19 protein-coding genes are annotated in these 12,033 nt (G+C 73.2%); 13 read left to right on the forward strand and 6 right to left on the reverse strand.

Features of this window, described 5'->3' with window-relative positions; translation table 11 throughout:
* A partial coding sequence (locus KU893_RS19895) for an HNH endonuclease signature motif containing protein (RefSeq protein ID WP_218236141.1) occupies positions 1–554 on the forward strand: 554 nt, incomplete at its 5' end.
* Positions 555–584: 30 nt separating this feature from the next.
* On the opposite strand, the gene KU893_RS19900 is transcribed toward KU893_RS19895, so the two are convergent.
* The gene (locus KU893_RS19900) at positions 585–977 is read right to left on the reverse strand and encodes a (deoxy)nucleoside triphosphate pyrophosphohydrolase (protein ID WP_257440829.1); all 393 of its coding nucleotides are present in this window, start codon (positions 975–977) and stop codon (positions 585–587) included.
* 37 nt (positions 978–1,014) lie between these two features.
* On the opposite strand from KU893_RS19900, the gene KU893_RS19905 reads away from it, so the two are divergent.
* Positions 1,015–1,497: a CYTH domain-containing protein gene (locus tag KU893_RS19905; RefSeq protein ID WP_218236143.1), complete on the forward strand. Its 483-nt coding sequence runs from the start codon at positions 1,015–1,017 to the stop codon at positions 1,495–1,497.
* A 37-nt stretch (positions 1,498–1,534) separates the two neighbouring features.
* A complete protein-coding gene (locus tag KU893_RS19910; protein WP_257440828.1) occupies positions 1,535–2,140 on the forward strand; it encodes a DNA-3-methyladenine glycosylase in 606 nt (201 codons plus the stop codon).
* A gap of 22 nt (positions 2,141–2,162) precedes the next feature.
* Here the strand turns inward: KU893_RS19910 and KU893_RS19915 are convergent, their stop codons facing one another.
* Positions 2,163–2,747, reverse strand: a complete 585-nt coding sequence (locus KU893_RS19915) for a TetR/AcrR family transcriptional regulator (RefSeq protein WP_218236145.1) — start codon at positions 2,745–2,747, stop codon at positions 2,163–2,165.
* A 77-nt stretch (positions 2,748–2,824) separates the two neighbouring features.
* Between KU893_RS19915 and KU893_RS19920 the strand changes: the two genes are divergently transcribed.
* From KU893_RS19920 to KU893_RS19940, 5 genes are all read left to right on the forward strand, one after another.
* Positions 2,825–3,397, forward strand: a complete 573-nt coding sequence (locus KU893_RS19920) for a dihydrofolate reductase family protein (protein WP_218236146.1) — start codon at positions 2,825–2,827, stop codon at positions 3,395–3,397.
* A gap of 11 nt (positions 3,398–3,408) precedes the next feature.
* Positions 3,409–3,732 (forward strand): pyrimidine/purine nucleoside phosphorylase, encoded by a 324-nt coding sequence (gene ppnP, locus KU893_RS19925; protein ID WP_218236147.1) that lies wholly within the window; start codon positions 3,409–3,411, stop codon positions 3,730–3,732.
* Positions 3,733–3,786: 54 nt separating this feature from the next.
* Positions 3,787–4,338 (forward strand): SigE family RNA polymerase sigma factor, encoded by a 552-nt coding sequence (locus KU893_RS19930; protein ID WP_218236148.1) that lies wholly within the window; start codon positions 3,787–3,789, stop codon positions 4,336–4,338.
* A complete protein-coding gene (locus KU893_RS19935; protein WP_218236149.1) occupies positions 4,335–5,003 on the forward strand; it encodes a hypothetical protein in 669 nt (222 codons plus the stop codon). Before KU893_RS19930 ends, KU893_RS19935 begins: the two co-directional genes overlap by 4 nt.
* 70 nt (positions 5,004–5,073) lie before the next feature.
* Positions 5,074–5,487: a hypothetical protein gene (locus KU893_RS19940; protein ID WP_218236150.1), complete on the forward strand. Its 414-nt coding sequence runs from the start codon at positions 5,074–5,076 to the stop codon at positions 5,485–5,487.
* A gap of 16 nt (positions 5,488–5,503) precedes the next feature.
* On the opposite strand, the gene KU893_RS19945 is transcribed toward KU893_RS19940, so the two are convergent.
* The 4 genes from KU893_RS19945 to KU893_RS19960 all read right to left on the reverse strand — a co-directional run bounded on the left by KU893_RS19945 (position 5,504) and on the right by KU893_RS19960 (position 8,680).
* Entirely contained in the window at positions 5,504–5,911 is a 408-nt protein-coding gene (locus KU893_RS19945; protein WP_257440827.1) for a DUF2237 family protein, read from the reverse strand.
* 4 nt (positions 5,912–5,915) lie between these two features.
* Entirely contained in the window at positions 5,916–7,004 is a 1,089-nt protein-coding gene (locus KU893_RS19950) for an ABC transporter permease (protein WP_218236151.1), read from the reverse strand.
* 334 nt (positions 7,005–7,338) lie between these two features.
* Positions 7,339–7,971 (reverse strand): hypothetical protein, encoded by a 633-nt coding sequence (locus KU893_RS19955; RefSeq protein ID WP_218236152.1) that lies wholly within the window; start codon positions 7,969–7,971, stop codon positions 7,339–7,341.
* Positions 7,955–8,680 carry a FadR/GntR family transcriptional regulator gene (locus KU893_RS19960; RefSeq protein WP_257440826.1) on the reverse strand — a complete coding sequence of 242 codons (726 nt, stop codon included), beginning with the start codon at positions 8,678–8,680 and terminating at the stop codon, positions 7,955–7,957. Before KU893_RS19960 ends, KU893_RS19955 begins: the two co-directional genes overlap by 17 nt.
* 103 nt (positions 8,681–8,783) lie before the next feature.
* Here KU893_RS19960 and KU893_RS19965 point away from each other — a divergent pair, with 103 nt between their 5' ends.
* From KU893_RS19965 to KU893_RS19985, 5 genes are read left to right on the forward strand one after another with little or no spacing between them, the layout of a single operon-like run.
* Positions 8,784–9,347: a gluconokinase gene (locus KU893_RS19965; protein WP_246592948.1), complete on the forward strand. Its 564-nt coding sequence runs from the start codon at positions 8,784–8,786 to the stop codon at positions 9,345–9,347.
* 8 nt (positions 9,348–9,355) lie between these two features.
* Positions 9,356–10,009, forward strand: coding sequence for a GntT/GntP/DsdX family permease (locus KU893_RS19970; protein ID WP_218236153.1), 654 nt, complete (start codon positions 9,356–9,358; stop codon positions 10,007–10,009).
* Positions 9,990–10,214, forward strand: coding sequence for a helix-turn-helix domain-containing protein (locus tag KU893_RS19975; protein WP_257440825.1), 225 nt, complete (start codon positions 9,990–9,992; stop codon positions 10,212–10,214). Before KU893_RS19970 ends, KU893_RS19975 begins: the two co-directional genes overlap by 20 nt.
* Positions 10,211–11,209, forward strand: coding sequence for an HAD family hydrolase (locus KU893_RS19980; protein ID WP_218236155.1), 999 nt, complete (start codon positions 10,211–10,213; stop codon positions 11,207–11,209). The genes KU893_RS19975 and KU893_RS19980 overlap by 4 nt, the downstream gene beginning before the upstream one ends.
* Positions 11,210–11,235: 26 nt before the next feature.
* Positions 11,236–11,886, forward strand: coding sequence for a class I SAM-dependent methyltransferase (locus KU893_RS19985; protein ID WP_218236156.1), 651 nt, complete (start codon positions 11,236–11,238; stop codon positions 11,884–11,886).
* Positions 11,887–12,033: the final 147 nt, after the last annotated feature.

Here is a 12,033-nt window from a genome sequence, read left to right on the forward strand (position 1 = left end):
ACCGGCTCGCCGCCACCGACGAGCTTCCTCGTGACCACGGGTCGAAGCCGCGGGTGGTGGTCCTCATCGACCAGGACAGCTTGAAGCAGCAGGTGATCGATGCTGGTCTGGCCCGCAACGGGCACACGCCGACCGGTGCCCGGTTCTCCGCGAGTGCGGTACGACGCATGGCGTGTGATGCCGAGATCATCCCGAGCGTCCTCGGTGCCGAAGGCCAAGTTCTCGACGTGGGCCGGGCCCAACGTCTGGTGACCGCCACGATCTGGATGGCGTTGGTCGTCCGGGACCGGCACTGTGCTTTCCCGGGCTGTACCCGGATGCCGTTGGCCTGCGATGCCCACCACGTCGTGCATTGGGCCGACGGCGGCGCCACCAGCCTCGACAACCTCGTCATGCTCTGCCGTCACCACCACGTCCTGGTCCACCAGACGCCGTGGGCCGTCCACATCGACCCCGACGCCCGACAACCCGTGTGGACCCCACCACCCAGACACGCCCTCGACAGCCTCCGCGGGAGGGCGACCTACCGACCCGCCCGACCACGCGCCGCCTGACCGCGCGTCGGTACGGGTAGACGCGCTGGTTCAGCGCTGCAGCGTGCCTTCGACCATGGCTACGGCGGGCAGGTCCGCCGGCGCCCAGTCCAGCTCGCCGAGCTGTGCGGCCGGCAACCACCGGATCGCCGCGTGCTCCGTGGGGGCAGGCGTGCCCGACACCACCCGGCACCAGTACGTCGACAGCACGATCACGACCGACGACCCGACGTACCGGGTGGTGGTCACCGGATCGCCGACCTCCACGAGGCAGCCGAGCTCCTCGTGGATCTCCCGCGCCAGCGCAGCGCGCGGATCCTCGCCCGGCTCGACCTTGCCGCCGGGGAACTCCCACCTTCCGCCGGCCTCGCCACCGGGGCCGCGTTGGGCGCACAGGACGAGGCTGTCCTGCACGATGACGGCACCGACGACGTCGATCTCCACGGGCCGATGGTCGCAGGTCGGGGAACACAATGGCCCCATGGTCTCCCTGAAGTACGCGGTGGTGGAGCGCGAGCGGCGGTTCCTCGTGGCGGCGATCCCGCACGGCGTGAGCGAGGTGTGGGAGATCGAGGACCGGTACGTCGACGGGGCGCGGCTGCGGCTGCGGGAGGTGCGCAAGCCCGACGGGTCGGTGCAGCGCAAGGTGGGGCACAATGTCCGGCTCGGCGAGGGGCCGGCCGAGGTGGCGTGCACCTCGCTCTACCTCGACGACGCGGAGTGGTCGCTCCTCGCTGACCGACTCCCCACGAGAAGGCTGCGCAAGCGGCGGCACCACGTGCACCGCGACGGGCTGCACGTCGTGGTCGACGAGCTCGAGGACGGGACGCTGGTGGCTGAGATCGACGACGGCGACGCGACGCCGGTTGCTGTCCCGGACTGGCTCGAGGTCGTCTCCGACGTCAGCGCGGACGAGGCGTGGACGGGCGCAGCCCTCGCCGCGACCCGCGACCGGACTGCCTGACCCTCGTGCTGCCGGGCCGATGGCTATCGTCGGCCGGGTGAGCGCAGTCGACCCCGCCGACGTCGTACGACGAGCGCGGGAGCTCCTGGGCCGCACGATCATCGGCCACGGCGTGACGGTGCGGATCACCGAGGTGGAGGCGTACGGCGGCTGTGAGGACCCGGCGTCGCACGCATTCACGCGCACGCCGCGCTCGGAGATCATGTACGGGCCGGCGTACCGGCTCTACGTGTACCGCTCCTACGGGATCCATCTGTGCGCCAACGTCGTCACCGGGCCGACGGAGATCGGGGCGGCGGTGCTGCTGCGGGCCGGCGAGGTGGTCGACGGCACGGAGGTGGCGCGGTTCCGTCGCGGGCAGACCCCGCCCGAGCGCGACCACCACCTGGCGCGCGGACCGGGCAACCTGGCGCGGGCGCTGGGGATCACGCTCGACGACCTCGGCACCGACCTGCTGGCCGAGCACGACGAGGAGGAGTTCGTCGGCGTCCGCCTGGGTCCGCAGACGCCCGTGGCGGACGCCATCGCGAGCGGCCCGCGCGTGGGGGTGTCCAAGGCGGCCGACGTCTTGTGGCGGTTCTGGCTCCCGGGTGACCCGACGGTGTCGGCGTACCGGCGGAGCCCCCGAGCGCCGAGGAGCTGAGCGACCCGGCGGGCCGGGTCGCTCAGTCGCCCGGCGGCACCACCCGCGCGACCAACGCGGTGACCAGGTCGGCGAGGTCGTCGGGGTTGCTGGCGTGCAGGCCCGGCAGGGTGAGGTGCTCGAAGAGCAGGCCGGTCATCGCCAGGTAGAGCGCCCGCGCGGCCTCCGGGCCCCCGGGGAATCCGCCGTCGACGTGGTCGGCGGTGATCGCCTCGAGGTTCGCGCGGAACCGGGTCGTGAAGACCTCGCGCAGCCCGGGGTGCCGCGAGGCCTCCATGCGTAGCTCGAACAGGGCGAGGTGGCCGGCCCGGTCGGCCTCGGCGCGGGCGACCAGGTCGTGCATCAGCGTGGTCTCGAGCTCGCGCGTGCGGGGGGCGTCGAGCCGGTCGGCGACCTGGGCCGGGTCCGGGGTGAGGCGTAGGAAGACGTGGTCGCACAGCTCGCGCAGCAGGTCGTCGCGGGAGCGGAAGTAGTTCGACGTCGTGCCGGTCGCCACGCCTGCCTGCTCGTCGACCGCGCGGAAGGTCAGGCCGCGGGCGCCGACGCTGGCGAGCAGGTCGGTGGCGGCGTCGAGGAGCTGGGCTCGGCGGGCGGGGTTGCGGGCCATGGCGGCATCCTGCCGAAGTCCGTCGCGCCTGACAACTACGGTTGACGTACTGCAAATGTAGTGGTTGAGTCCCCGTCATGCCCGCGCTCACCTACTACGTCGGCGTCACCCTCGACGGCTTCATCGCCGGACCACGCGACGAGGTCGACTTCTTCGGCCTCTCCGACGACTTCCTGGCCTTCCTCGCCGACGAGTACGCCGATCTCCAGCCGACCCACCTGCGCGCCGCCCTCGGCGCCACCGACGCGCCGCTCAGGCGCTACGACACCGTCGTGATGGGGCGGCGCACCTACGACCCCGCGCTCGTGGCCGGCATCGCCGACCCCTACGCCCACCTGCGCACCGTGGTCGTCAGTACGTCGCTGCCCGCCGCCGACGGTCCCGTCGAGATCACGGCCGAGCCCCCGCTCGACGTGGTCCGCCGGCTCAAGGCGACCGACTCGCCGTACGACGTCTGCCTGGCCGGCGGCGGCCGGCTCGCTGGGGCGGTGAGCGCCGAGATCGACCGTCTCGTGGTGAAGAAGTACCCGGTCGTCGCGGGCGACGGCGTGCGCATGCTCACGCGCGGCTTCGCGCCCGAGGCGTTCGGGCTGGAGGACGTGCGCACGTTCGACAACGGCTGCGCCGTGCTGGAGTACGTCCGACAGTAGGCTTCGAGCCCGTGACCAGTGAGCAGACGACGTACGAGAACGTCACCCTCGACCCGCAGGCCAACGTCTACTTCGACGGCGCCTGCGTCAGCCACACCTTCTACCTCGCCGACGGCACCCGGAAGTCGGCGGGCGTGATCTTCCCGGCGAGCCTCACCTTCGGCACCGCCGCGCCCGAGGTGATGGAGCTCAACGCCGGCAGGTGCCGGATCCGGCTGGCGGGCTCCGAGGAGTGGCAGGAGTACGGCGCGGGCGAGTCGTTCAGCGTGCCGGGTGACTCCTCCTTCGACATCGAGGTCACCGAGACCCTCGGCTACGTCTGCCACTACGGCTGACCCCGTCCTCCCCGGGGATGCAACCCCGGGGAGAGCGCCGCACGTGTAGGGAGCATGAGACCGAAGGCCCGCGACGCCGAGTTCGAGGATTTCGTACGCCGCCGCCGCTCCCACCTGCTCGGCACCGCCGCGGTGCTGACCGCGGGTGACCACCACCTCGCCGAGGACCTGGTCCAGGGCGTGCTGGTGCGGCTGTACCTCGCCTGGGGGCGCGCCACCCGCCGTGGAGGTGTCGACGCCTATGCCCGCAGGGCGCTCGTCAACGCCTTCATCGACCACCGCCGCCGTCCGTCGGTGGCCCGGGAGACGGTGACCGACACGGTCCCGGACCGGGCCGCCGCCGCGGCGCCGGCCGCTGCCTCGTTCGGCGCGGCGGAGGTCGACGCCGAGCTGCTCGCGGCGTTGAAGGCGCTGCCGGAGCGGATGCGGGCGGCCGTGGTGCTGCGGCACGTCGCCGACCTCAGCGTCGAGGACGCCGCGGACGCGCTCGGGTGCAGCCCGGGCACGGTCAAGAGCCAGACGGCTCGCGGTCTCGCCAAGCTGCGGGAGCTCCTCCCGCAGGCCGCACCGATCCCGGCCGCCCCCTACGAAGGAGACCCGACATGAGCGACCTCCCCGACCTCACCGACCGGCTGCACCGGCTGCACCGCCTCGGCGGCGAGGCCCCCGCACCCTCCGACGAGACCGTCCGACGCGACCTGGCCCGCGGCCGGGGCGCCGCGCGGCGCCGCGCGCTGCGGGTCGGCACCGCCGGCCTCACCCTGGTCGCCGTCGCCGGCGTGGGCACGGCGATCGCCGTCAGCGCCGACCGCTCACCCGCCCCCGCCCCGTCCATCGCCGCACCGAGCACCTCCGGCTCGGCCGACCCGGGGGCGCGCGTCCAGCTGGTCGCCTACACCGGCGAGCAGCAGCCCGGCTTCGTCGTCGCCAAGGTCCCGGCGGGCTTCGTGCTCGAGGGCGCCACGCCGTACAACCTCAACGTCGCCCGTGCCGACGACCACAGCGGACTCGACGTGTTCGAGGACAAGCTCGTCGTCATGCTCGAGTCGCAGTCGGTCACCGGCGAGCCCGAGGGTGCCCCGGTGAAGGTCGGCGCGCACGACGGCTGGCTGCGCACCGCCGAGGGCGGCAGCCAGATCCTGACCTACGACGACGGGGAGCACCGCGTCGTCGTCCAGGCCTGGGAGTCCCTGGGCCTCAGCGACGAGCAGGTCATCGAGTTCGCCGAGGGCGTCACCGTGACCGCCCAGGCGCAGGCCGGCGTCGGCTGACACCTGCCCGGGGGGAGGGGCCTGTGGATGAGCCCCGACGCCTGGCGCGGATCTGGCGCAGGCTCGGGGCATGGACGACCACGACATCGAGCCCCTCCGCCCGCCCGGCCAGCTTCCGCCCCTCGTCGACCAGGCCGCCCTCGAGCGCACCTGGTGCTCGCTCATGGGGGCGCTCGGCTTCGCGACGCCCCAGCTGTGGGTGCTGCTCGTCGACGGCGACCAGCCGCTGCACGTCATCGAGGTCACCGACCTCCCGACCGAGCCGGTCGACCGCGACGTCGACAGCATCGGCCTGCTGGTCCGACAGGCGCACCAGCACGACCTGAGGTGCGCGTTCCTGTACGCGCGGCCGGGCGGCGCGCCGCGGACCCCGGGCGACCTCGGCTGGGCACGCGGGCTGGTCGGGCTCGACGCCCGGTGGCCGGTCCACCTCGCCAACGACGCCGAGCTGCGGGTCGTGGCGCCCGACGATCTCGCCGCCTGACGCGACGTCGGCGACGCTAGCCGAGCTCGCTCAGGTCGTCCGGTACGTCGACCGAGTGCTCGCGCAGCACCTCGATCGGGATCAGGCGCAGTGCCCGCTCGTTCGTCGAGGCGAGCACGACCGGCGCGGCGACGCCGTCGGCGTAGGCCTGGAGCCAGCGGCCGGCGACCACGCACCAGCGATCGCCCGGGTGCAGGCCGGGGAAGCGCCACTCGGGGCGGGGCGTCGACAGGTCGTTGCCGACCGCCTGCTGGTGGGCGAGGAACTCCTCGGTCATCACGGCGCACACCGCGTGCAGGCCGACGTCCTGCGGGCCGCACGAGCAGTTCCCGTCACGCAGGAAGCCGGTCATCGGGTCGGTGCCGCACGGCTGGAGCGCGCCGCCCAGCACGTTGCGCTCGCTGGGGGTCCCGGCCTCGCTCACGAGGTCAATCCTCGCCCCGGGCGAGCAGCTGTGTCGACCGGGTCCGGTTGGCCGCGGCGTTGGTGAGGAGGATGACGAGCAGGCCGAGTCCGGCGTAGAGGCCGAGGACCACGAAGGCCGCGACGGTCGACGCGTCGGGGAAGTACATCGCGTCGCGGGCCACGGTCGCACCGGCGCCCGGCGGGAGCAGCTGGCCGACGGCGTTGCCGGCCCGCGGCAGCATCTCGGGGGCGATCGAGGAGCCCGAGATGATCAGCCCGAGAGTGAAGTACAGGCCGCCGACGAGCGATCCCGCCGGCCCGACGAGCGCGACGGCCGCGGCCGTGGACGCCGTCACGGCCAGCGAGATGAGGGCCAGGCCGCCGAACAGGACGAGGTGGTCGGCGTCCTTGCCGACGCCGAACAGCGCCATCGCGACCAGCGCGACGCCGGCGGAGGCGAGGGCATAGACGACCAGGAGCGCGGCGTGACCCAGGCCCCGCGCGGTCGAGCGCTGGGTCAGGCCGCGCAGCCGGCCGAGGGCGAGGGAGGCGATCGATCCGCCGAGGCACAGCGCCTGGATCACGAAGCCGAGCGAGCTGCCGGCGCTGTCCGCCTTCGGCAGCGGCACGACATCGGTGACCGGCGGCGCGGAGGCCAGCTGGGCCACCGTCTCGGCGGGGACCGGCTGCCCGGCGGCGACGAGCTGCTGGACCTGCGCCTGCACCTGGTCCTGGTAGGCCTTCGAGAACGACGCCTTGAACAGGTTGGCCACCGACGGCGAGGCGGCCGTCGCGACGTAGAGCGTGGGCTGCGGGCCGGCGAAGGCGACGCCGCCGTAGGCCTTGCGCTCGCGGATCGCCTGCTGCAGCGCGGTCGCGTCGTCGTACACCTCGACCTTGAAGTCGCCACCCTCCTCGAGGGCGGTGGTGAGCTGGGCGCGCTGCTCGGCGGACCCGACGATGCCGACGGGCAGGTCGTCGGGTGCGGGGGAGTGCGCCATCGCCAGGTAGTAGATGCCGAGGACGAGCTGGATCAGCGCGCCGGCGGCGGCGATGGCCAGGCCGAGCTTCGACAGCTTGCGGAGTCCGACGGGAGCAGGCGATTCGCTCATGGGACGAAGCATGTCAAAGGTCGTTCGTCGAGTAGCCGCCGGAGCGAGGAACGAGCGGAGGTGCGGGTTGGTCGTCGAGTAGCCGCCGGAGCGAGGAACGAGCGGAGGTGCGGGTTGGTCGTCGAGTAGCCGCCGGAGCGAGGAACGAGCGGAGGTGGCGTATCGAGACGCCCCTGGACGCGCCTCGCCAAGCCACGGCCTCGTTCCTCAGCCGCGGGTTGGTCGTCGAGTAGCCGCCGGAGCGAGGAACGAGCGGAGGTGGCGTATCGAGACGCCCCTGGAACCGCCTCGACAAGCCACGGCCTCGTTCCTCAGCCGCGGGCTACGCGACGGTCTACCCGCAGTTGTCGCACACGCCCGTCGCGGGCAGTGCCATGAAGCACGTCGGGCAGATCGCGACCACGGGCTCGGGCGCGACCGGCTTGGCCGGCGCCTTGGGCTTGGTCGCCCGCGGGGTCCGGGCCGCCTTCTCGGTGGCCGTCGGGACCCGGCTCTCCCGCACCTCGGGGACCGGCGGCGCCTCGACGACGGGCGGCACCCAGCCCGGCGGCGGCGGGTCGGTGATGCCGAACCGGCCGAGCACCTCGCGGGCGGCCTCGGTCGGCTGGTGCTTGGGGCGGGTGACGATGTCGAACGGGGACGACGCGCCCTCGAGGAAGGTCTGCGCGTCGGGGCGCAGCGTGGCCGGCGGACGGCGGTGCCGCCAGCGCTGCGGGGTCGCCCCCTTCTGGGTGATCGTCACCAGCTCGGGGCGGTCCCAGGCGACCAGCGCCCAGTCGTCGTGGTGGCTGGTCGCCCACACGGCGAGCGGTACGTCGCCCGCGTCGGCGGCCGCGCGCAGCGCGATCCGCTCCGGGTTCGAGAACCGGCCCTTGACGTGGAGGACGCCCGGCAGTGGCTCGGAGACGTCGTACTCCTCGCCCTGCAGTTGGGTGATCAGCTTCGCGAGGTCAGGCGTGTTCTCCATCGCCTCCGAGGATAGTCGAGGTCGTCGCGTCGGCCACGACCGCATCGGTCGCCTCCGCGATGATCGACTCCATCGCCGCCCGGGCCGCGACGGCGTCGCCGGCACGGACGGCGCGGGCGACCTCGACGTGCAGGTCGATCGCCTCGCCCTTGGGCCTGGTCGGCATCAGGTGGTGGTGGGTCCGGCCGGCGAGCACCTCCGCGACCACGCCGTCGAGCGCGGCCAGCATCTCGTTGCCCGACGCCTCCAGCAGCACCCGGTGGAAGGCGATGTCGGCGGCCAGGAACGCCTCGAGGTCGCCGGCGCGCCCGTGCACCACCATGTCGCCGACCGCCGCGGTCAGGGCGCCGCACTGCTCCGGGGTCGCGCGCACGGCGGCCAGCCCCGCGGCGACCGGCTCGAACCCGCTGCGCAGCTCGCCCAGCGAGCGCAGCTGGGCGGCGCGGTCCTCGGAGTCGAGCCGCCAGCGGATCAGGCGCGGGTCGAAGACCTGCCACCGGGTGCGGGGCTGGACCGTCAGGCCGACCCGGCGGCGCGAGGCGACCATGCCCATCGAGGCCAGCACCCGGACCGCCTCGCGGGAGACCGAGCGGCTGACGTCGTACTCGGTGTCGATGTCGTCGAGGGTCAGCACCGCGCCTGCGGCGAGCTCGCCGCCGACGATCCGGCGGCCCAGGGCGTCGAGGACGTCGTCGTGCAGCGCGGCCACGGCCACCTCCGGCAAAAGATCAGATTTATTTCGGAATGGATCTTGTTAAAAGCAGATTAATGCATGCACACTGTGACGGCCAGCACACCACTCGGAGGTTCCCATGAGCAGTACCCACGCCGACGGTAGGCCGCCCGCGCTCCTGGTCGTGATGGGGGTCTCCGGCTCGGGCAAGTCGACCGTCGGGGCCGCCATCGCCCACCGGCTCGGCGTCGCGTTCGGCGACGCCGACGACTTCCACCCACCGGCCAACATCGCGAAGATGACCGCCGGCATCCCGCTCGACGACGACGACCGGATCCCGTGGCTCGAGGCCATCGGCCGCTGGCTCGCCGGCCACGACGAGCGGGGCGGCGTGATCAGCTGCTCGGCGCTCAAGGTGGCCTACCGCGACCGGCTCCGCGCGCACGCGCCGCGGGTCGCGTTCGTCCACCTGCACGGCACTCGCGAGGTCATCGCGCGGCGCCAGGCCAGCCGTCCGGGCCACTTCATGCCCGCGTCCTTGCTCGACTCGCAGTTCGACACCCTCGAACCGCTCGGGCCCGACGAGGCCGGTCTCGTCATCGACGTCGACCAGCCGGTCGACGCCATCGTCCAGGAGTACGTCCGGCGCTCCGCCGGTCCGTCCGGCGGCCCGTCCGCCGCTCCGTCCACCCGCCAGGCCTGAGGAGCCCCATGTCCGTCCCGCTCATCGCCGCCGGCACCGACCTCGTCGAGCCGGTCGCCTCCGAGGGCCGCCTGGTGCTCGCCGCCCTGCTCGGCATCGGCGTCATCGTCGTCCTCATCATCGCCGCGAAGGTGCACCCCTTCCTCGCGCTGACCGGCGGCGCACTCACCGTCGGCGTGGTCGCCGGGGTCGACGTCGAGACCGCGATCGCCAGCTACACCACGGGCTTCGGTGCGACCGCCGCCGGCGTCGGCATCCTGATCGCGCTCGGCGCGATGTTCGGCAAGCTGCTCGCCGACAGCGGCGGCGCCGACCAGATCGTCGACACGATCATCGGCCACGCCTCGCCGCGCGCGCTGCCCTGGGCGATGGCGGTCGTCGGCGCCTGCGACGCGGTTCGCGGTCTGCTGGCCGGTCGAGCCCCACGACGCGGCGGCCGCCCACCGGTGGACCCAACGGGCGCTGAGCCTGGCGGGCAAGGGCATCCTCCCCGCCCTGCCCGTCCTCGACTGCCGGACCTACCGCACCGAGATCTGGCTGCACGCCGAGCCGGTCATGCGCCGGCAGCTGGCTCAGGAGCTCCTCCAGCCCCTGCTGGAGGAGAGCCCCAACTCCCGCGAGATCCTGTCCGAGACGCTGCTGGTGTGGCTGGAGACGCGTGACAGCGCGCCGGCGATCGCGGCCCGGTTGGGCGTCCACCCACAGACCGTGCGCTATCGCTGGCGGCGGATCAACCAGCTGTTCGGCGAGGCGCTGCACGACCCGGAGTACGTCATCCAGCTCACCCTCGTGCTCAAGGCCAGCATCGCGCTGTGGATCGCGGGTGACCAGAGCGACTTCGAACGGTACTCGGAGCGTGGCGAGTGACTGTCGTCGTCCTGCTTCTCGTGCTGCTGCCTGCGTTCGTCGGCCTGCTGCCGTGGGCTGCGTGGTGGGCCATGCGGCGTTCCCGGCGCGACGGTGTCGACTTCCCGGACCTGGCGGCGCTGCGCACCGCCGGCCGGGTCGACACGGTCGTCCTCGACCGCTGGGGCACCGTCACGACCGGAGAGCTCGTGGTGACCGACATCGATCCCGTCGAGGAGGGCAACGAACGCAACCTGAAGTGGTTCGCGGCCGCCCTGCAGCACGCGGTCGAGGGCGACCCCGTCGCCCGGGCCATCGCGCGGCTCGCCGGCCCGGGAAAGCTCACCGACGTCGAGCTCGTCGCCGGACGGGGAACCAGCGGCGCGGTGGACCGTCACCCGGTTCGGGTGGGAGCTCCCGCGTGGCTCGGGATGGAGACGCGTGACGGACTCGGGGAGACCGTCGGGGTCGAGGTCGACCATCGTCCGTTCGGCTACCTGACGGTGAGCGACCAGGTCCGACCCGACGCCCCCTTGGCGGTCGCGCGCCTGCGAGCAGCGGGCGTCGAGCCGATCCTCCTGTCCGACGCCGACGTGCTGGACACCGAGCACCTGGCGCAGGCCTGCGGCATCGACAAGTGGATCCGGGGTGAGGAGGCAGCGGAGCGGGAGCAAGCGGTCCGTGACCAGCGAGGTGGAGCGCACTGCGTCGCCGTGGTCGCACGCGGCCAGGACAATGCCGAGATCCTGGCGTCGGCAGACCTGGCGTTCAGCGAGGCGGGTCGCGGCGTGCGGATGGTCGACCTCGACGTCCAGCGCGTCGCCCGAGCCCTGGAGGTCGCCCGCGGGATTCCGTCGGCCTCCCTGCGGGTTCGTGCGACCGGCCTCGTCGCCTCGGGCATCGGCGGATCGTGGGGCCTCGTCGACGGGCTCAGCCTGGTCGCGGCAGGGGCGGTCCTGGTCGTCGGCTGCCTCGCGGTGGTGACCGTGGCGTGGTCTGCCGGCCGACGCGCCTGAGGACCTCCCTCGGTAGGGTCGCGGGCATGACGGACGGTCCCGGAACCCGCCGCCAGCGCTTCTTCGCGCGCTGGTACCCCGACCTGATGCAGCGCTCGGAGGACGCCGGCCAGGCGGCGATCCGCGCCCGGCACCTCGCGCGGGCGCACGGCCGGGTGCTCGACCTCGGCACCGGCAACGGGTTCTCGGTCCCGCACTACGCCGCCGCCGTCACCGAGCTGGTCATGGTCGAGCCCAATCCCGGACTGCGCAAGCAGCTCCAGCGCCGTACCGCCGACGTCCGGGCCCGGGCCTGGCAGATCCGCGACGCCGACGCCTACGCGTTGCCGTTCGAGGACGCGTCCTTCGACACGGTGTCGGCCTCGCTCGTCTTCTGCTCCCTCGACCGGCCCGAGGCGGCGCTCGCCGAGCTCGCCCGGGTGACCAAGCCGGGCGGCAGCTTCTTGTTCCACGAGCACGTCCGCGGCACCGGGCTGCTCCGGGTGCTGCACGAGGTCGTCACGCCGCTGCAGGTGCGCATCGCCGACGGCTGCCGTCCCAACCGCGACTTCCTCGGCCTGCTCGGGCGCTCGCCGTTCGACCTCGCCGAGGTCGAGCACCTGCGGATGCCCGGCCCCCCGGCCCGGGTCGCCCCCATGGTCGTGGGCGTCGCCGTCCGAGGGGCCGAGCGCTTGTAACTAAGGGTTACAGCGCGAAATTCGGTGTCGCATCGCCCGGGTAGTAGCCACAGCGCCCGGGTAGTTGCGCCGTCGCCGGGTGTCGCGGCGTGGCGACAGGTGCACCGTTCGAGCAGTCGGCGAACCGGACTACCCGGGTGCTGCGGT

The organism is Nocardioides daeguensis, from assembly GCF_019192965.1.
Lineage (GTDB): Bacteria > Actinomycetota > Actinomycetes > Propionibacteriales > Nocardioidaceae > Nocardioides > Nocardioides daeguensis.

Excerpts from the sequence above, each read along its gene's own strand:
- KU893_RS19915 (WP_218236145.1), bottom strand. The coding sequence starts at position 2,747 with ATGGCCCGCAACCCCGCCCGCCGAGCCCAGCTCCTCGACGCCGCCACC.
- KU893_RS19965 (WP_246592948.1), top strand. The coding sequence starts at position 8,784 with ATGAGCAGTACCCACGCCGACGGTAGGCCGCCCGCGCTCCTGGTCGTG.
- KU893_RS19930 (WP_218236148.1), top strand. The coding sequence starts at position 3,787 with ATGAGACCGAAGGCCCGCGACGCCGAGTTCGAGGATTTCGTACGCCGC.
- KU893_RS19970 (WP_218236153.1), top strand. The coding sequence starts at position 9,356 with ATGTCCGTCCCGCTCATCGCCGCCGGCACCGACCTCGTCGAGCCGGTC.
- KU893_RS19940 (WP_218236150.1), top strand. The coding sequence starts at position 5,074 with ATGGACGACCACGACATCGAGCCCCTCCGCCCGCCCGGCCAGCTTCCG.
- KU893_RS19955 (WP_218236152.1), bottom strand. The coding sequence starts at position 7,971 with ATGGAGAACACGCCTGACCTCGCGAAGCTGATCACCCAACTGCAGGGC.
- KU893_RS19920 (WP_218236146.1), top strand. The coding sequence starts at position 2,825 with ATGCCCGCGCTCACCTACTACGTCGGCGTCACCCTCGACGGCTTCATC.
- KU893_RS19985 (WP_218236156.1), top strand. The coding sequence starts at position 11,236 with ATGACGGACGGTCCCGGAACCCGCCGCCAGCGCTTCTTCGCGCGCTGG.
- KU893_RS19950 (WP_218236151.1), bottom strand. The coding sequence starts at position 7,004 with ATGAGCGAATCGCCTGCTCCCGTCGGACTCCGCAAGCTGTCGAAGCTC.
- KU893_RS19905 (WP_218236143.1), top strand. The coding sequence starts at position 1,015 with ATGGTCTCCCTGAAGTACGCGGTGGTGGAGCGCGAGCGGCGGTTCCTC.
- KU893_RS19935 (WP_218236149.1), top strand. The coding sequence starts at position 4,335 with ATGAGCGACCTCCCCGACCTCACCGACCGGCTGCACCGGCTGCACCGC.